Origin of the sequence: Streptomyces sp. NPDC005017 (assembly GCF_042873115.1) — a bacterium.
In the GTDB taxonomy this organism is placed as follows: domain Bacteria; phylum Actinomycetota; class Actinomycetes; order Streptomycetales; family Streptomycetaceae; genus Streptomyces.
Genome location: NZ_JBIALD010000021.1, coordinates 1 through 18,213 on the forward strand (window position 1 = coordinate 1; position 18,213 = coordinate 18,213).

The window sequence follows — 18,213 nt, forward strand, 5'->3', positions numbered from 1 at the left end:
CCCTCCGCCACACCGCCCGAAACCACCTGCGGCCCCTCACCGCCCTCGGCCTGGCATGACGAACCCGGACACAACATCACTTCTCAAAGACCCTGGTTCCGCTCCTGTTGGGTAAGAGAGCTCGCCTGCGGGAGCGCGCGGGAATCCGTCACACTCGGTACGCGGCGTAGGCGCGTCGCCACTGATGGTTCACCGGTCGCGAGGGATGCTGTGATGACGCTTGGGCCTGGACGGCGGGAGCTGCTGTCGCGCGCGGAGGAGCGGGCGCGTCTGCGGCAACTCATGGCGGACGCTCGGCAGGGGCGAAGCGGTGTTCTCGTAGTGCGGGGCGAACCGGGGATCGGGAAGAGCGCGTTGCTGGAAGAGGCGGTGGCAGACGCCGAGGGGATGACGGTACTGCGGGCCACGGCCATCGAGATGGAAGCCGAACTGGCCTTCGCCGGGCTGGGTGAGCTCGTACGTCCCGTGCTGCACCTGATCGACCGGCTGCCGTCGACGCAGGCGAGCGCTCTGCGCACCGCCCTGACGCTGGAGGAGGGGCGAGCGCCGGACACGCTTACCCTGGGGGCGGCCACGTTGACGCTCCTCACGGACGCCGCAGCCGCATCACCCGTACTGGTCGCCGTGGACGACGGGCACTGGATGGACGAGGCCGGCGCACAGGCCCTGCTCTTCGCCTTTCGGCGCTTACAGGCCGAGGCGGTGGCGGTGCTGGTCACGGCACGCGACGGCGAGGACTGCCGGTTCACGCAGGCAGGCCTGCCGAGCGTGACGCTCACCGGCCTCGGGCCAGCGGCGGCCGCCGAGCTGGTGCAGAGCGTGACGGACATGCCCGCCTACGGCGAGTCCTTCAAACGGCTCTACCGGGAGACCGCCGGCAACCCGCTGGCTCTGCTGGAAGCGGCGCCCGCCCTGCATGACGCCGAAGGGTCCGCCCACGCGCCCGACGGGCCCCTGCCGGTCGGTCCGCGGCTGACCACCGCCTATTCCGCCCGGCTGGCCGGCCTCCCGGAGGCCGGCCGCCGAGCGGTGACGGTCGCGGCGGCGGGATTCACCGAGGAGGCCGCGGTCCTGACGGCGGCGCTTGATCAACTGGACCTGGACGCCGAGGTCCTGCGCGTGCTCGAGGCAACGCACGTCATCGAGCGCTCCGGCGGCAGGGTGAGGTTCGTGCATCCGCTGCTGCGCGCGGCCGCATACCACATGGCGGGAGCCGAGCAGCGACGAGAAGCCCACCGCGCCCTGGCCGGCGCACTCGCCGGCCGAACCGGCCCGGTGGACCGTGACCAGCGCAGCTGGCACCTCGCAGCCGCGGCGGCCGCACCGGACCGTACCGCCGCGTCGGCGCTGGTCGACACCGCCGTCCGGGCCCGCGACCGGGGCGCCCTGCCCGCCGCGGTCCGCGCCTACGAGCGGGCTGCCGGTCTCTCGGCCGATCCGGTCGACCGGGGCCGTCACCTTCTGGCCGCTGCCGAGGTGGCCCAACTCGCCGGCCGGGAGGAGCAGGCGTTGACCTTGGCCGAGGCCGCGACGAACGCCACCGACGACGCGGCGGTGTGCGCCGGGGCGACCGGGTTACGCGGTCAGATTCTCCTGCTGCGCCGGCCGCCGCGCCGTGTCCACGACCAACTGGTCGGCATCGCCGCAGAACTTGAGGCGGTGCAAGCGGTCCCGCTGCTGGTCGGTGCCGCCGCCGCGGCGTGCATGGGAGGCGCGATCGGCCAGGCGCGCGTGACCGCTGATCGGGCCTCCGCGCTGGCCTGTCACGGCGAGGCCTCGGCCTTCGAGCACCCCGCGGCCCTGATGCGCGCCCACACGATGATGCTCGCCGGCCAACGAGGCGAGGCCGCCGCCGTGTTCGATTCCTGCGAGAAGTACCTCACCACGACCGACCCCCTATCCATCGGTGTCGAGGCGACGAGCTTCTCCGCGATGGATCTCATGTGGCTCGAACGGTTCCCCGCCGCGCGGACGCTGCTGGAACGGGCCATTCTGTGCGCGCGGGAGATCGGCGCCTCCGAGCGGCTGGTCCCGTACCTGACTGTCCTGGCCGACACCCAACTGCGCACCGGCTGCTGGGACGAGGCGTACGCCCTGGCCGGCGAAGGCGCCGCCCTCGCCGCCGAGATCGGACAACCGGTCCTGGAGGCCTACGCGGTCTCCACCTCGGCCCGGATTGAGGCCGCCCGGGGACGCGCCGAGAAGTGCTCCGAGCACGCCCGCCGGTTTCGCGAACTCATCGAGGGCCGTGGCGCGGAGCTCGTCAGCCCCTATATGGAAGCCGCGCTCGGTCTCCTCGAACTGGGCACCGGCAAGGACTCCGAGGCCGCAGCCCGCCTCCATGACCTCCAGCGGCAGGTCGCCGCTTCCGGGCTGCGGGAACCCACCGTCCTGCAGCACCAGCCCGACCTGATCGAAGCGTGCCTGGCCGCGGGCGACGACTCCGGGGCACAGGCGGCCCTGGACGAACTCACGGACCAGGTCCGGCAGGCGCCCTCCGCGTGGGGACACGCGGTGAGCGCCCGGTGCCGAGGGCTCGTCCACTCCGACGAGGACGCCTATGTCGAGGCCCTGCGGCACCACGAGCGACTGCCGGATCCCTACGCCAGGGCCCGCACCGAACTGGCCTACGGGCGATTCCTGCGGAGGAGAAGAAAGCGCGGTGCCGCCCGTCGTCCGCTCGTCGCCGCCCGACAGGTATTCGAACGCCTCCGCGCGGATCCGTGGACGGCGCTCGCCGAGCGGGAACTTCGCGCCGCCGGATTCGAGACGCCCACCCGCCCCGGCCGTGAACCCGTCGTACTGACCGAACGGGAGACACAGGTCGCTGTCCTCGTCGCCAAAGGGCACACCAACCGCGAAGTGGCCGCGGCGCTCTTCCTGTCGGACAAGACGGTCGAATACCACCTCGGCCACATCTACACCAAGCTCCGTATTCGGTCACGAGTCGAACTCGCCGGGCGCCTGGCCGTCGACGCCCACATCCCCGCGTGAGCGGCTTCTGCAAGAGCGTCGGCTCGGACGAGTTGTCACCAGACATCCAGGACTAGGGAGATCCCTGGTGTGTCCCCGGGGCGTCGGTCCGTAGCGTGCACAGCGCCACGGCTCTCCGGATGCCACCGCGAACGGCCCCTTAACAATCTTGGTCGTGCGGCGACGACTTTCCGTCGAGCGCGTCGAGAAGGTGGGGGCGGCCCCCGCCAGGCGCGACGAAAGGCAGGAAAGCGATGACGACCGACGACCGGGACCTGGTGGCGCGGTTTCGCGCCGGAGAATACGAGGCAGGTCGGCAACTGCTGGAGCACCACTGGCACACCATGGTCAAGGCGGCCCTGCCCAAGCTGGGCAACAACTGGCACGACGCCGAGGAGGCTGTCGGCGACGCGTTCGCCGCGCTGGCGAAGGACGACAAGCCGATCAGGAACGCGGAAGCATGGCTGAGGACGGTGGTCGCCCGTAAGGCGGTGGACGTGGTCCGCAGGAGGCCGCCGACACCCGTCGGCGAACCCGAGGAAACACTGCCCGCCGACGATGCGGGCGTGGACCGGATCACCGAGCAACGCGCCTTCATCCGCCTTCTGCAGGCCCTCGACCATGAGGAACGGCGCATCATGGCGGCGGCCGTCGACGACGCCACCACGGACCGGCCGGCGCTCGAGCAGGCGCAGGCGCTGAACCTGCAACTGCACAGGGACTACTACCCGGGGTCCCGTCGGGCTCGGCAGCAAGCACGCGACGCGCTGCTCCTGCTGCACATGCTGCAGGAGGCCAAGCCCTGCACGGGGCTGCTGCTGGCATGCGGAAGGTCGTCCGACCAGGAGGGCGCGCCGCTGACCCCTCAGGCTCGAAAGGCCGGAGTGGAGCACATCGAGGTGTGCGCCGACTGCCAAGAGGTGGGGGAAAAGGTGCGGCACCGCATGTGGCTCCCCGGGGTGGTGCTCGCCCCGTCGCCGAAACTGTACGACCGGATCCGCAACGTCTGCGACTCGGTGAGTCTCAAGTCCGAGGGGCGGAGCAGGACACGGCACGAGGCGGACACCGCTGCCCAGCGCGACGCCACCGGCTTCGGAAGGCGCGGCGCCACGTGGGACGCACCGACGGCTGACCCCACCCGAGGCACTCGCCGACGGCCGCGTCGCCGCGCCGGCAAGGTCCTGGTGGCGAGCCTCGTGGCACTCCTCGCGGCAGCCGTTTTCGCGAAGGAGGGCCAGGGGAGTGTTCCGCTCCCCGACATCCGCAGTATCCCGGGGCTGGAGGAGATCACCTCCCAGGGAGGTACGTCGGGCGGGTCGTCCTCCGGCGGCACCGGCAGCTCTGGGAACGGAGGCACCGGGAGCAACGAGAACGGAGGCACCGGGAGCAACGGGAACGGAGGCACCGAGAATGGCGGCATCGAGAACATGCGAGGCGGGAACCGAGGCACCGAGAACGGGCGCACCGAGAACGGAGGCGCGGGAAACGCGGGCACCGAGAACGCAGGCGCCGAAAACGGAGGGCCTCAGAACGGCCGTACCGAGAACGAGGGCACCGAGAACGAAGGCACCACAGACGGAGGCACCATCGAGGGAGGCGTCGAGAACGGGGGCGTCGAGAACGGCGGAGCCGAGGACACCACCGGTCCCAGCGTCAGCCTGGCCGGGCTGAGCACGAGTGCGGTCGGCCAGGAAGTCCTGGACAACCACGGCTCGCTGATGCAGACCTGCGGCCCGAGCGGAACCCCCACCACCTACAGCGCGTGGGTGGCGGCATCCGACCCTTCCGGCATCCTCCGCCTGACCCTGTACGTCCAGCACCCCACGGACGCGACGTACGAATCCGGCGCGGGCGTCGCCGAGGGCGATGCCGTCCGCTTCGACGTCCCCGCCTACCGGACGGGCCCGAAGCCTCTGGAGACGGTACAGCTGCGCCTCTACGCCGTGGCGGAGGACACGCACGGCAACCGCACGGACGCCGATCTCGGGACGCTGCCGCTGTACGAATGCGGCGAGCCCGGCTGATCCGAGTCACCCGCACACCCGGCCTGCCTTCCCCGTCACCTTTCCACGCCGTCCCCACGGAGCAGCACATGTCGTACGTGTCCTCGTCCGGGCCGCCCGGCCCGAGCAAGTCCTCGCCCGGGGCCTCGGGCCGGCCTGGGACCGGGCGCTGCGCCCCCGACCCCTTCCTGCCCCTGCACACAGCGCTCGTCCTGCTGACGGCGGTCGTCATCGGTCTGATCGTCAGCATCCTCACCTTCCTCAGCGGCACGCCGACCGCCGGAGCGGCCCTCGCGGGCCTGCTGGGCGGCGGAGCCGCCGTTCCCGTACTGCGCACGCTCATCGGCTGACGGACCCGAACGTGACCCGGGCGGGCCGTTCCTTCTGGACGACCCGCCCGTAGGTGCCGCGCCCGAGCCCGCGACCGCAAGCGGGCCCGTGACAAAAAGCACACCCGCCGCCCCGCCCGGACTCCCGGCGGGGCGGCGCTACCGGAACGGAGGCGGCCGATGCGCCGCAGAAACATCATCCTGCTCCTCTTCCTGCTCCTGATCTCGCTCATCCCCGCGCCGACAGCGCACGCGTGGGGCCGGGAGCGAGCCGTCCCTCCGTCCGGAGGCGTCGAGTCCAGCGGGATCGTCTCGCTGTCCCGCAGACCGAGCCAGCTCGACCTGTTCTGGATCCGGTCGGACGGGGCCGTCGCCACCGCCTACTGGAGCGACGGCCGCCAGGTGTGGGATCCGCAGCTGGTCGCGCCACCGGGCTCGGCCTCCGTCGGAGCGCTCAGCGGCGGGCTCGCCGCCGTGTCCCGCAATCCTGGTCATCTGGATGTGTTCTGGGTCCGGCCCGACGGCGGGGTCTCCAGCAACTGGTGGAACGCCGCCTCCCGGCGCTGGGCCAGGCCCTTCCCGATCGCCGGCGCCCGGAGCGCCCTGCCCGGCACGCTGGCCGCCGTGTCACGCAACCCGGACCAGCTCGACGTGTTCTGGATCGGCCCGGACCGGGCCATCGGCACGACCGCGTGGAACCCCTCGCACGGCTGGTTGCGCCCGTGGCCGATCACGGCCCCGGCCGCGGCACGCCACCCGGCTGGTGCCCTGTCGGTCATCTCCCGCGTACGGGACCAGCTCGACCTGTTCTGGGTCCGCCCCGACGGCGGGGTCTCCACCGCATGGTGGAACCCCCGGGCCAACTGGCCTTCCCGGTCCATCGCGCCCGCCGGGCATGTCCTCGTGGGGGACCGGACCACGCCGCGGCGAGCGGCGCTCACCGTCGTCTCACGCAGCGCTGATCAGCTCGACGTGTTCTGGATCGGCCCCGACGGCGCGATCGGCACCACGGCCTGGAACCCCCGGCTCAACTGGCCCGCACCCTGGCCGATCACGGCGCCCGGCGCGGCACAGCCTGGGGCGCTGGCCGCTGTGGCGCGCACCCGCACGCGGCTGGAGGTCGCCTGGATCTCGCCCGGCGACCGACTGCACACCCTGTCCCTGGACGACCATGTCCCCGGAGGCTGGTCCGGCTCACCCGCCACGGCGGCGGGCAGCGCCCTGCCAGGAGCCGTGAGCCTGATCTCCCGGCGCCCCGGCCATATGGACGCCTTCTGGGTCCGTCCCGACCGCCGGGTCGGGACCGACACCTGGGACACCGAACACTTCCGGGTGCACGTCCTTATGGTCAACCGCCCGGCGAGCGACGACACCGTGTTCCGCGCCAAGCTCGCCGACGTCACCTCGCTGTACGGCAACGTCGAGGTGATCGTCGACACCGTCACCTTCAGGCACCTCGAACTACGCGACACCGAGACCGAGTCCGAGATCAAGACCGTCGACGTAGGCATGTGCGACGAGAGGTATCCGCTGACCACCGACCAGACCGAACTGTTCAGTCATCGGCCCGACGTCCCCGACACGGATGCGGTCCTCTACGTCGTCGGCTCGCTGCCTTCAAAGTCGACCACCGGCACGACCCTCGGCTGCGCCAGGCACCGGCCCGGCAAGCCCGAAGCGATAGTTGCCGCCGATGTCTCGTGGGGCGGCGTGGCGCACGAACTCGGCCACCTCCTCCTGGGCTCTGGCCACGAGAACGATTTCGACAACCTCATGAGCGGATCGGAGTCCCTGCGCAAGGTGCCGCCGGACATCCTGTCCCGCCAGAAGACCAGCATGTACACCAGCAACCTCACCAATCCCTGATTCCTGCCCCCTGGTTCCTTCCTTCTCCGAGGTAGAGCCTGTCGAGAGTGTCCAGTCCGGTTCGCCTGTGCCTGTGTCCGACGAGCAGCTGGTCGCGATGCTGGTGGAGCGGGCCCGGTCGGAGGGGCTGCAGCTGACCGGGCAGGGTGGGCTGCTGCAGCAGCTGACCAAGCGGGTCCTGGAGTCTGCGCTGGAAGGCGAGATCGCGACATTACCGCCTCATGCCGACGGCCAGGTCCAGCTGCGTGACGGTGTCGAGGACCTGCTGCGGACCGTAGGCGCCATGCAGCACCGTGCACCGCTCTGGTGTGGCCATGCGGGATGCCACGGCGTGCGCGTGCCGGATGTCGCCGCGTTCCATGGAGGCGAAGACGATGTGAGCGTCAAGCCGGTGGATGAGGAAGTGACCTACCTCGGCGAGGAGTTGGTGGTAGCCGTCTTCAGCGAGGTGCTCCGCCGGCGCCCGGCCCTCAGGCAGGCGGCGCTGATCACGTTCAGTCGTGCTGCGTGGACCGCCCTCTGGCCCACGGGTCCGCCTTGCGGAACAGAGGGCGGAGCCGGGCGGGGACGCGGCGGGACAGGTCCTGGACCGCGCCGCGAAGGCGCGGGTCGGTCGTGGCCCGCAGGAGGAGACGGTCCGGGAGGGCCGTACGGCCGGGTCGGCCCACTGCCAGGGTGAGTTGGGACTCGCGGATGGTGCGGGTGAGGGCGACCAGGCGCGGCTGGGTCCCCAAGGAGCGCCCCCACAGGCTCATGTGAGACGCGGGGAAGCGGATTCTGCGGCCCACGCCCAGGAGTTGGCCGTAGAGCCAGACCTGATGCGTGCCGGTAGGCAGGGGGTTGCCGCCGGCCAGAGTGAGGGGGTCGAGGCGGGTCGTGGCACGGAGCACCACCGTGTGAGTGTTCCCCGACAGGCCCTCCAGGCCGGGCGTCAGCTCGGTGTCGTCGAACCACCACAGGTCGCGGGCCGTGTCGTGCACGAGTACGTCACCGAAGGCGGCCGTGAAGGGGTCGGAGACCTTCCACTCCTTGGCGCCCTCGATGCCGGCCAGCAGGTCAGGGTCGAGCAGGAACCGGCCGCGGTGCTCGTGCAGGTTGAGGGGCTCGCCGTCGGGGCGGAGCATGCGCAGGTCCGTGGTCAGCGAGAGGCGGCCGCTCTCCCAGTGGACGTCGGAGACGGTGAGCAGGGGTCTGATGTGCCGGGTGCGGCGGGCGAGTTCGACCAGGGAGTCCAGGCGGCCCTCGATCAGCAGTCGCGCCCGCAGGGCCGAGACGGCTGGCAGTCCTTCGGGCACGCCCGGCGGGAAGCATTCGAGTGCCATACGGCGGACCACGCCGAAGTAGCGCTCCAGGTCCTTGCCCTTGCGCTGGAGGACCCTGGGCTCGACGACCGGGCGCAGGAGTTCGACGCGGAAGGAGCGGCGCAGGAGGTCGTCCTGCTCGGGGCCGGGTTCGGTGGCCTCCTTGACGGCGTCGATGACCTCGCGCAGATGGCCGTAGTACGCCTCCGGTGTGGTCGCGCTGCCGCTGGTGTTGCCGCCGTCCGCCCGGCGGTTCCAGATGTAGCAGGGGTAGTCGCCGAGGATCGACACGGTCTTGGCGCGGACGTACGCCCGCGCCATGAAGATCTGGTCCTCCAGCCGTACCCGCCCCTCGGGGAACTGGATGCCGTGATCCAGCAGGAAGCCGCGGCGGAACATCTTGTGCGGAGTCAGGCTCTCGAACAGCGGGGCGTCTGCGGCCGTACAGCGCTCGACGGTCCGCCTGAAGACCCGGCTCGGGCCCTGCATGGTGCCGGTGACCTTGCCCAGGACGATGTCGGAGCCGTTGCGGGCGCCGAGCCGGTGCAGGCGTTCGAGGGCCTCGGGGGTGAGTTCGTCATCCTGGTCGACGAACTGCACGTACTCGCCGCGGGCTGCTCGGACACCGACATTGCGGGGTCTGCCAGGCCAGCCCGAGTTCTCCTGGCTGAGGATGCGTACGTGCCGGTGGCGGGCCGCGAGGCGTTCGAGGCGTTGGAGCGAGTCGTCCGTCGAGCCGTCGTCGACGTAGACGATCTCGTACGATTCCGGACCGAGCGACTGGCCGAGCAGCGAGGGCGCGCAGCGCTCGATGTACGCGCCTGCGTTGTAGACGGGTACGACGACGCTGACCTTGATCATCTTGCTCCCGGGGGTGGCTTCGACGGCAGCCTAGGTGTGCCGGGAGCGGAGCACGGTCAAGAGAGGCCATCCGGGCGAAAGTCGCGTGTCGGATTTCACCCAGTCTGGCAGTCGGGCGCCGTTGGTGGACCTCGGTCGTACGATGCGAAGCTGCGGCTCGACCACGAGCTCCGCGCCCGGGTTCAGGCCGAGCTCGACCTGGAATGGAGTTTGTCCCTCGCCCTCACTCGCGTCATCGGCGACGCCTCCTGCCGCGCCGGCGCGGCTCTACGTGATCATGGGTGGCCTGTCCGCCCACGGACACGGCCGCTGTGGATCACGGCTGTGGTGACCTTTCGTGTATCCCACTACGAAAGGGGGCTCCCAGCTTCGCTGCTCAGCCGTCGCCGACAGTCGGGGCTCGGTCGACGGACGCCGGCCGCACGGCCGGATCCACAACAGGAGCGGGCGGCAGGCGGGCGCGGTCCACGGGCGTGCGGGTCAGCGCTCGCGCCCGTCTGGTGCCGTCGTCAGCCCAGTGGGCGAGGACGTGGGTGGTCTGGGGAGGGAGAGAAAGGGCGTGGTGGCGCCGCCGGGCGGCGCGGGCGGCCAAGAGGGTGCCGTGGGTGGTGGAGCGCCCGCAGACCCTGGTGGAGGGGCGTCTGCGCAAGCCGGGAGTGAGGGCCGCGGCGTCGGCCGGGTCGGCGATGCGTGGCCGGGCCGCGGTGTCGGACTCTCGGCATGGTGATGTCTCCGCGGGGAGCGTTGGCGGATTCGGACATTCCGAAGGGCCCCGGAGGGCCGGAAGCGGATCGGAAGCAGCTGGGTTCTGGCCACGGAAGCGGCGCAGTTGGTCGCATCGGATGCATCAACCGCCGGTCCGAGCAGTGCTGTCCACCGCGGCCCGCGGCACAACCATCGCGTACGCGCGTATGTGCGGGCCGCCGTGTGGGCAGCCGGGCGGGCGCCGCACCGCAGTGATCTTTGGAGAACCCCATGACCGCCCCGTGGCTGAAACCGCCTGCCGAGCCCGCCGGACCCCCGTCCGCCCACCACACGCCGCCCGCCTATCGCCCCCCGGGGCTGTTACCGCCCACCGGCCCCGCCCGGACCTGGGGGCTCGCGGTCATCGCCACGCCTGTGCTCCTCGCCCTGACGTTGTCGCTGCTGGGTGGCCCGACGGACGACTCCGCCCCGACCGGATCATCTGATTCCGGCGCATCGTTCGGCTCGTCCGGGTCCGGCTCCTTCGGCCCGGACGTCTCCGACCGGGACAGCCGGGACACAGCCGCTCCGCCGACCGGCGAGGCCTCGGTGACGGAACCCGGATGGCCGTACGGCGACACCGGCACGACGGACGTCTACGGCACCCCCGAGACGACTGGGTCCGACGGCGGCCACCCCTTTCCGCAGGACACCGCCATCAACACCCCGGACCCGACCCCGACGCCGAGCGCGAGCCGTGGACCGGGCGACGTGGTCACCGCCTACTTCGACGCGATCAACGCCCGTGACTACGAGACCGCCTGGGAACTCGGCGGCCGGAATCTCGAGTCCAGCTACGGCAGCTTCGTGTCCGGCTACGCCGACACCGCGCGGGACACCATCACGATCGAGTCCGTGAACGGCCCCGAGGTGCGGCTGACCATCGACGCCCTTCGCACGGACGGTACGACGCGTTCGTACGACGCCACCTACACCGTCAGCGGCGGTGTGATCACCAGCGGCAAGGGCGTCGAGACCGACTGACACCGACCGGGCGTACCCGCAGGGGTGCGTCCCGATGAGCGGAGCGCTGAACAACCATGACAACAGAAGCACTTGCCCCACCCCCACCCCCGCCCGGCCCGGCCCCGCAGGAGCCGCCGCGACAGCGTGAGTACGCGCGTACCAGAGCCACCCGGCTGTTGTCGGCGGGGACCTATCTCGACCCCGGCTACCGTCGCGCCGTCATCCGGGAGCTGCTGGAGAGGCGTTTCCGGGTCGTCGCCCCCTCCTTCGGCTACGACACCGTGTCGGTCCTCGCCCACGCCCTGGCCGCGCGCCGACTGCACCGCATCCAGTGGGCCTGCGTGGCCGGTACGGCGGCCGTGGTCCTGCTGCTGATGAGCAGTGGGCTGCTGAGCCAGCCGCTCGGGTACTTCGCGCTGTGCTGGGTGCCGTGGGCGGCGGCCTATCTGCGCCGACTCGTCACCCTGCACATCCTGATGACCCGGCTGCGGGAGAGCGGCCCGGACGGCGGCTTCGACGGCGCCTGCCCCTCGCACGCACAGCTCACCGCCGAACTCGCCCGCAAGATCGACCATGAGCAGGCCAGCCGCGGCGGCCTGGTCTTCTACGGCGGATACCGGCCCTTCGTCGGCGCGGGCCTGCCGCTGCGCACATGGTCCAACGCGCAGTTGCTGCTCGGCGCGCCGAGAACGCGGATCATGGCACGCAAGAGTGAGGACGGTTCACCGCCCGACCTCGACACCGTCGAGCGCAGGCAGGTCGTCCCGTTCACCGTGCGTGAGATCACCAGTCAGGTCGCCGTGCGGATGGCCGCCGATCTGCGCGACGAGGCCCACCCCGACGAGCGGATCGACGGGCTGACCGTCGAGCAGCGCCGCTACACCACCGCCATCCGCACCAACGACCGCTCCACCGGCAGCGGTTGGTCCGAACTGCCCGGAGGGGACGACCTGCCCGGCATCCACTGGCGGGAGGACTACGACGCCGCCCGCGAATACCTGTGCGTGCGCGTCGGGTCGTGGGACGAGGAACTGGTGACCTCGATCTTCGTCGGGTTCGACATCAAGGGCAACACGCTGCACACCGAGTTCTACACCTATGTGCTCAGGCCGCTCGTCGAGGACTTCCACCTCGTCGACCAGTTGCCCCGCGCGATCGACGGGCGTCTGGCGGTGCGCGTGGCCTGGGACATGCTCACGGCCATGGTGCGCTGGTGGATGACACTGTGTCTGTGGCCCCTGTGGCTGCTCCCGGAGCGCTTCATGCCGGGGTGGGCCGCCCGGTGGAGCCGGCCCTGGCGGGCCAGGAGGGCCAGGAGGGCGACGGCGGAGCTGCTGCTGTCGGACGACGTGACCGACACCAGCGAGTTCCGGCTCGGACGCTACGTCAACCACTCGCTCAACTGCGGAGCGCTGGCCAGCGTCAGGGAACTGGCCACCAGCGAGAGCTACCACCACTTCTTCCAGCAGGCCGACGCGACCAAGTACATGAAGATCGTCGAGCGTCGCCTGCTGCAGAACATCCGTGCGTTCCTCGACGAGCACGACGTCGACCTCTTCGAGCACGACCGCGCACAGACCAACATCCTGCTGGGCGACAACAGCCAGAACGTCTTCGGCGGCCAGAACAGCAACTTCGGCTACAACCACCAGCCGCCCGGCGGCGGCTCGTCCTGAAAAGGAAGACCAGTGACCACGAGTCAGGGCCACACCTTCGGTGACCGGAACCAGAACGTCTTCGGCGGGCAGAACACAGGCTTCGGCTACAACGTTTACAACACCCCCCAGCAGTCCGATCCGTCCGCGCAGCAGGAGGCGGCGCGCGCAGCCCAGGCACGTGTGGACCACAGCCGCAGCCGCAGCGTCTTCGTCGTACACGGTCGCGACGAAGAGGTACGCACGGCGATGTTCGGGCTGCTGCGCCGGCTGGACCTGCGTCCGCTGGAGTGGGAGCGGCTGGTCCGGGCCACCGGGGGAACCGCGCCGTTCCTCGGGGAGGTCATCGCCACGGCGCTGTCGCAGGCGCAGGCGGCGCTGGTCCTGTGCACCCCGGACGACATCGCCAGGCTCCATCCCGAGCTGCTCGGCGACAGCGAGCCCTCCTACGAGATCCAGCCGACCGGTCAGCCCCGGCAGAACGTGCTGATCGAGCTCGGCATGGCGCTGATGGCATACCCGGAACGGACGATCATCGTGCAGTTCGGGCAGGTGCGGCCCGCCGCCGACCTCGCGGGCCGCAACGTGGTCCACTTCGACGGCTCCGAGACCGCCGTCGCCAAGATCGTCGAACGGCTCAAGGGAGCCGGGTGCGATCTCGACGACACCCGGCCGGACTGGCGCGACCTGTCGTACTTCGGGAATCTGGCGGCCTATCGCCGACTGGCCTGACGGACGGCGCGAGGGGACCGGAGGCCGCAGGCTCCCGGTCCCCTCGGGCGCGGCGTCGGGCGCTGACGGACCGAGTGGCCAGGCCCGTACGTCCGTCAGCGGGCACGGTCCGACGCCAGAGCGTCCAGGAACGCGGCCAGCTCGCCCATGTCGACACTTTCCAGGTCCTCGGGCCTTATCACCACACGCAGTTCGCGGCAGATCGCGTTCTCCCGGGACCGGGCCACGAAGGACATCAGGATCAGCCGGAGCAGGCTGTCCCGGTCGAGATGGCCCAGTCGTGCCAGCCCGGACCCGACCAACGGCATCGCCACGCTCTCCAGCTGGGCGTGGGTGCCCAGGGCGTCCCACAGTCCGCCCAGCCCCCGCCACAGGTCCTCCACACCGGAGGCGGCCACGTAGTCGTTGCCGATCCGGCTGTACGCCACGCCGAACACCAGTCGCGGCCGGGTGCCCAGCACCGCCACCGTGCCGATCGGGTAGCGGTCGAGCTTTCCGAGCGGTTTGTCCGCCCGCGCCTCGCGTGCGACGGGCCGGGCCACGGCGAGCGCCGCGCTCAGCTCCGCGTCCAGGCGGGCCACGTCGCCGGCGTACTCGCGGTCGAGGAGTTGGGCCTGCACGCTGTCGCCGTTGATGACCCGGCCGTCGGCCGACAGGGTGTCGAAGGTGTCGCAGAACCCGACCACGAGATGGGCCGGCCGGTCGAACACGTCGCCCGCCTCCACCAGCACCGTCATGTCCGGGCGCCGGAACACCTGCCGCACCCGGGCCGTCGGACGGGCCCGCAGCAGCCCCCAGCACAGGCACGCACCGACCGACAGCCCGACGGCCGTGCCGGAACCGACGTGCGGCACGAACGGGCCCACGACCTGGAGCACGGCGGACAGCCCGCCGAACGCCACCATGGTGTCGCGTACGAAGACCTGCCGGGCACGCCCTGTACCGCGAGGCAGACGCGGAACGGTTCGGCGACGCGGGCGAAGCAGGCCCGACGGCCGCCGCGGGCGCGGCGGCCGGGCGGGCGGTCTCGAGGCGCCACGCGACCCTAGCGGGTCAGTCGGGTCCAGGGCACCGGAATCACCGGAAAGCACGGGTGCCCCGCGGCCTGCTGATAATCTGGCAGCCACTACAAGATGACGCAGAGTAGTGGAATGTATACGCCGGGGGGCGACGGGGATGGCCGGTGCGAGAGCGTGTATCCGACTGCGAGTACTCGGCCCGGTCCAATGCGAAGTCGGCGGCGATCCGGTCCGGCTGACACCTCTGACCGTACGACTGCTGCTTCGTCTGGTGGTGGCCGGGGGTGAGGCGGTGCCCGTGCGGCAACTGCGCCGCGACGTGTGGGGGCTCGCGGACGAGCCGCGCCACCTGGACCAGCGCCACCGGAACGAGGTCCAGAAGCGGGTCCTGGAGCTGCGGCGCGCGCTGGCCCCCGGCCGGGACGGCGACGGAACGAGCGTCCTGCGCACCGAGCAACAGGTCACGGTGCAGGGCCCGGAGACCGCCTACCGTCTGCTCCTGCGGCCCGAGGAACTGGACAGCGCGCGGTTCACCGCGATGGTGAGCGACGCCTTGCTGGCACCGCCGGCCACTGCGGCGCACCGGCTGACCGAGGCGCTGTCCCTGGTGCGTGGCCGACCGCTGGCCGAGGTGGCCGGTGAGGGGTTCGCCGTCTCCTTCATCCGCCGTCTGGTCTCCCTTCAGGAGTCGGCCCAGCGTGAACTGGTCCGTGTACAGACAGACTTGGGCCGCCCCGAACGCGCACTGCCGGTCGCCGAACAGCTGGCCCACGAGCACCCCGACGACATCGAGACCGCCCGAGTGCTCGACACGCTGCGCGCGGAGCTGCGCGCCCGGCACGGAGACGAACTGCTGCGGCATCGTGTTCCCCTGCCCGGCCAGCGGGCGGATGTGGTGCTGGTGCGGGGCGACCTGTTCGACCAATCGGACTGCAACCTGGTGATCGGGTTCTCCGACACCTACGACACGGAGACCGTCGAAGACGTCGTCATCAGCCGTGAAAGCGTGCAAAGTCAGCTCGTCGAGCGGCTGTTCGAGGGGCGGCGCAGCCTGCTCGACGACAAGCTCCGGGTGGGGCTGCGCAAGATCAAGGCACTGGGCACCGAGAGCGTGCGGTCCAAGCCGGCGGGGCGGCGGGTACGTTACCCGGTGGGCACCGTCGTCGTCGTACCGGTCGACGGCCGCCGGGTGTTCGCCACCGCGTACTCGCGTCTCGGCAACGATCTGGTGGCGAAGTCCAGTGAAGCTGACCTGCGGCTCAGTCTGGAGAATCTGTGGGCGTCGGTCGCCGTCCACGGCCTGTTCAAGCCGGTCGCCGTCCCGCTGATCGGTTCCGGGCTCGCGCGCGTCACGAATCTGGACCGGGGTCACTTGGCCTCCCTGATCGTTGACTCCTTCATCGACGCCTGCCGCCGCCACCGGGCCCTGGCCCCTGAACTCCGTCTCGTGATCCGGCCCCAGGAACTGGCCCGGACCGACCTCGCGCCGGTGGAGCAGCGCTTCCACGACCTCGTACCCGGAGCACCCGCCGGGGACTGACGGCGAAGGCGAGGCCGGGCGCGGAAGCGGGCCGTTCCCCCGGACCGACGGGCTGCTCCGCATTTCCCAGCTCCCCCTTCGCGGGATCTCCCGCGGTCCGTGCCGCGCGCTGTGTCGCCCGGCCTCACCGCTGTCCACCCGACCAGTCCGGCTGCTTCCGCCGGAACCCGCCAACCGCTTCCGATCCGATTCCGAGGCGCTCCGGCCGGTGCGGTGCGCCCCGTCGGCCACGAGGCCCCGGGCCCATGGCGCAACGGCTGTGCGACGGGGGTCCGCCGAGCACGGCGGAGGCTGCACGAGCGCGAATCGACCGCCCGCGACCCGGTGCCATCCGGGAAGCGGCCTGCGCCTCCGACAGCACGGCCGGACGCCCGACCCGCGATGTCCGGGGAGGCGGGCTCGTCACGGCCGGTCGGCGCATATCCTGGCCCAGCTCGCCTGGATTTCGCTGCGCCTGGATTTCGTTGAGAAGCCCCCGCCTTTGGGCGGGGGAGTCACGCTCTCCTCGCCGATGCGCATCCCGGCCGCGTCGTGGTGGGCGCGGGCGGCGGTGGAGTCCACCCTGACCAGGGACACGTCCGTCCGGCCCTGCCGGGCGGCCTCGGCGATCAGTCCTTCGAGCAGCGCGGTGAGGACGCCCGGCGTCCCTCCACATCCGGAAGCGGCCGTAGACCGTCGGCCACGGACCGAACTCGCCCGGCGTCTCACGCCACTGGCTGCTGGTGCGGAACGGCCAGATCACCCCCTCGAACTGGTCCCGCAGACGTTCGGGGTGCGGGCCGTACTCGCCTATCGGCAGGAACGGCTCGATCAACTTCTCCTGCTCGTGGGTGAGTTGCCTGCGCGTCACGATCGACTTCCCACCGGATGCCCTTTGTCAGGAGACCCGGGTCGGCAAGATTGATCGCGACATCACACACTCCCCGGCGGGCGGGCCACGTCGTCGGCGGATCGACGAAGATGTCGTACCGCAGTTCGCCCGTGCCGCCGTACGGCGACAGGTCCGTCGCTCCGGCGTCGCGGAGCACATCCACGTCGAGGAAAGTGTTGCCGGTACAGGGGCCCGGTGAAGGCGTCGAAACGAGCACCGGAGCACCCGGGAGCTCCACCGACTCGATCACGCCGTCGCTCGTGCGTCAGGTCACCACCAGGCCGGCGCCGCAGGGGGCGACGGCCTGGTGGTGCCAGGAGTTGGTCCCCGGCACCGAGTCCGGTCGCCGCCGCGCGGATCCAGCCCAACCGGACCCAGTGGTTCCAGAAATACGCATGCGGGGTCGCCCGTCGCACGGTCCGCGGTGACCGGCGGAGAGCGGCGGACCTCTGTTGTGTCGCGACGCCCTGGCCTGCGCCCGGTTGCCTGCCGTCAGTGCCTCTCAGCGGGGGAGGGGGTGCCCAGGACAGCGAAGTGCCGCCCCGGGCCGGTCCGCGGACCGGCCCGAGGCGGCATGGTGGATGGTGCCGTGCCCGGGGGAGGGGACGGCACCGGCCGGGGCCACGGCTCGGCGCTGTCGGCCGACAGCGCCGAGCACGCGTCAGTCGGGCAGCACGCAGCCGAGCTTGCGCAGTTCCGCCAGCTTCGCCACCTGATGGGCGAAGTTCGCGCTGCTGTGATCGGCCGCGAGCACCATGTCCTCCGCGCCCGTCTCAAGGATGATCTTGGCGTGCACGCCGAAGGGCGTACCGGCCAGGTCGACCTCCCGCCACGCTCCCCCGAGTGCCTGCTCGAAGGTCATGACGGCCTGGGTCTCAGGATCTCTGCGGATCAATCGGCTCGGAATCCCCTGCACGTCCACCGCGCATCCTCGCGCGCCGGAGATGTCGAGGGCCCAGTCGATCTCTGCGTACGCCGCAGAGTTGGCGGCGTCGTAGGAAGGCTGCGACTGCCGGTAGGCCATGTGCAGCTTCGGACGGATCATGATCTGTCCGAGTTCACCGCGCAGTGTCACGCGATGGAACACGCAGCCTGCCAGCTTCAGCGGCATCGCCTCCTCGACGAGGAGGCCGTCCACCGTGACGTCCGTCAGCATCGCACCCTCGACGTAACAGCCCTTCTCGCTGCAGTCGACCAGATTCACCCCGGTCACCCGCAGACGGTCCCGGGGATCAGGGGTGCACCTCGAAACACAGTTGAGGAACTGGACCCTCTCCCAGTCCGTGCCGGTCACTCGCGCGCCCGGCCCGCTGGTCACGCCTGAAATCCTCTGACGCCGTTCCTGAAACTTCA

At 71.0% G+C, this 18,213-nt stretch carries 11 protein-coding genes and 2 pseudogenes; 9 read left to right on the top strand and 4 right to left on the bottom strand.

The features are described 5' to 3' along the window. Positions 1-213 precede the first annotated feature (213 nt). The 5 genes and pseudogenes from ACFYR0_RS27355 to ACFYR0_RS27375 form a co-directional block, all read left to right on the top strand. Positions 214-2,994 carry an AAA family ATPase gene (locus tag ACFYR0_RS27355; RefSeq protein WP_389333451.1) on the top strand — a complete coding sequence of 927 codons (2,781 nt, stop codon included), beginning with the start codon at positions 214-216 and terminating at the stop codon, positions 2,992-2,994. A 233-nt stretch (positions 2,995-3,227) separates the two neighbouring features. Further along, complete coding sequence (locus ACFYR0_RS27360; RefSeq protein ID WP_389333454.1) at positions 3,228-4,997, top strand: sigma factor; 1,770 nt, start codon at positions 3,228-3,230, stop codon at positions 4,995-4,997. A gap of 68 nt (positions 4,998-5,065) precedes the next feature. Beyond that, on the top strand, positions 5,066-5,326 hold the full coding sequence (locus ACFYR0_RS27365; RefSeq protein ID WP_389333457.1) for a hypothetical protein: 261 nt from the start codon (positions 5,066-5,068) through the stop codon (positions 5,324-5,326). A gap of 159 nt (positions 5,327-5,485) precedes the next feature. Continuing rightward, positions 5,486-7,171 (top strand): hypothetical protein, encoded by a 1,686-nt coding sequence (locus ACFYR0_RS27370; protein WP_389333460.1) that lies wholly within the window; start codon positions 5,486-5,488, stop codon positions 7,169-7,171. A gap of 10 nt (positions 7,172-7,181) precedes the next feature. After that, positions 7,182-7,376: pseudogene (locus ACFYR0_RS27375) on the top strand (IS256 family transposase); the annotation flags it as partial. Between the two features lie 289 nt (positions 7,377-7,665). Here the strand turns inward: ACFYR0_RS27375 and ACFYR0_RS27380 are convergent. Then, on the bottom strand, positions 7,666-9,333 hold the full coding sequence (locus ACFYR0_RS27380; RefSeq protein ID WP_389333463.1) for a glycosyltransferase family 2 protein: 1,668 nt from the start codon (positions 9,331-9,333) through the stop codon (positions 7,666-7,668). 975 nt (positions 9,334-10,308) lie between these two features. Here ACFYR0_RS27380 and ACFYR0_RS27385 point away from each other — a divergent pair. From ACFYR0_RS27385 to ACFYR0_RS27395, 3 genes are read left to right on the top strand one after another with little or no spacing between them, the layout of a single operon-like run. Next, positions 10,309-11,061, top strand: a complete 753-nt coding sequence (locus tag ACFYR0_RS27385) for a hypothetical protein (RefSeq protein WP_389333466.1) — start codon at positions 10,309-10,311, stop codon at positions 11,059-11,061. Between the two features lie 56 nt (positions 11,062-11,117). Next, on the top strand, positions 11,118-12,719 hold the full coding sequence (locus ACFYR0_RS27390) for a hypothetical protein (RefSeq protein ID WP_389333469.1): 1,602 nt from the start codon (positions 11,118-11,120) through the stop codon (positions 12,717-12,719). Between the two features lie 12 nt (positions 12,720-12,731). Beyond that, positions 12,732-13,430, top strand: coding sequence for a TIR domain-containing protein (locus tag ACFYR0_RS27395; protein WP_389333472.1), 699 nt, complete (start codon positions 12,732-12,734; stop codon positions 13,428-13,430). A 95-nt stretch (positions 13,431-13,525) separates the two neighbouring features. Here the strand turns inward: ACFYR0_RS27395 and ACFYR0_RS27400 are convergent, their stop codons facing one another. Continuing rightward, positions 13,526-14,335, bottom strand: a complete 810-nt coding sequence (locus tag ACFYR0_RS27400) for a macro domain-containing protein (RefSeq protein ID WP_389333475.1) — start codon at positions 14,333-14,335, stop codon at positions 13,526-13,528. Between the two features lie 406 nt (positions 14,336-14,741). Here ACFYR0_RS27400 and ACFYR0_RS27405 point away from each other — a divergent pair, with 406 nt between their 5' ends. Then, positions 14,742-15,989 (top strand): macro domain-containing protein, encoded by a 1,248-nt coding sequence (locus tag ACFYR0_RS27405; RefSeq protein WP_389333478.1) that lies wholly within the window; start codon positions 14,742-14,744, stop codon positions 15,987-15,989. Positions 15,990-16,439: 450 nt separating this feature from the next. Here the strand turns inward: ACFYR0_RS27405 and ACFYR0_RS27410 are convergent. Both ACFYR0_RS27410 and ACFYR0_RS27415 read right to left on the bottom strand, forming a co-directional pair. Then, positions 16,440-16,839, bottom strand: a pseudogene (locus tag ACFYR0_RS27410) (transposase); the annotation flags it as partial. Positions 16,840-17,521: 682 nt separating this feature from the next. After that, on the bottom strand, positions 17,522-18,073 hold the full coding sequence (locus ACFYR0_RS27415) for a hypothetical protein (protein ID WP_389333481.1): 552 nt from the start codon (positions 18,071-18,073) through the stop codon (positions 17,522-17,524). Positions 18,074-18,213: the final 140 nt, after the last annotated feature.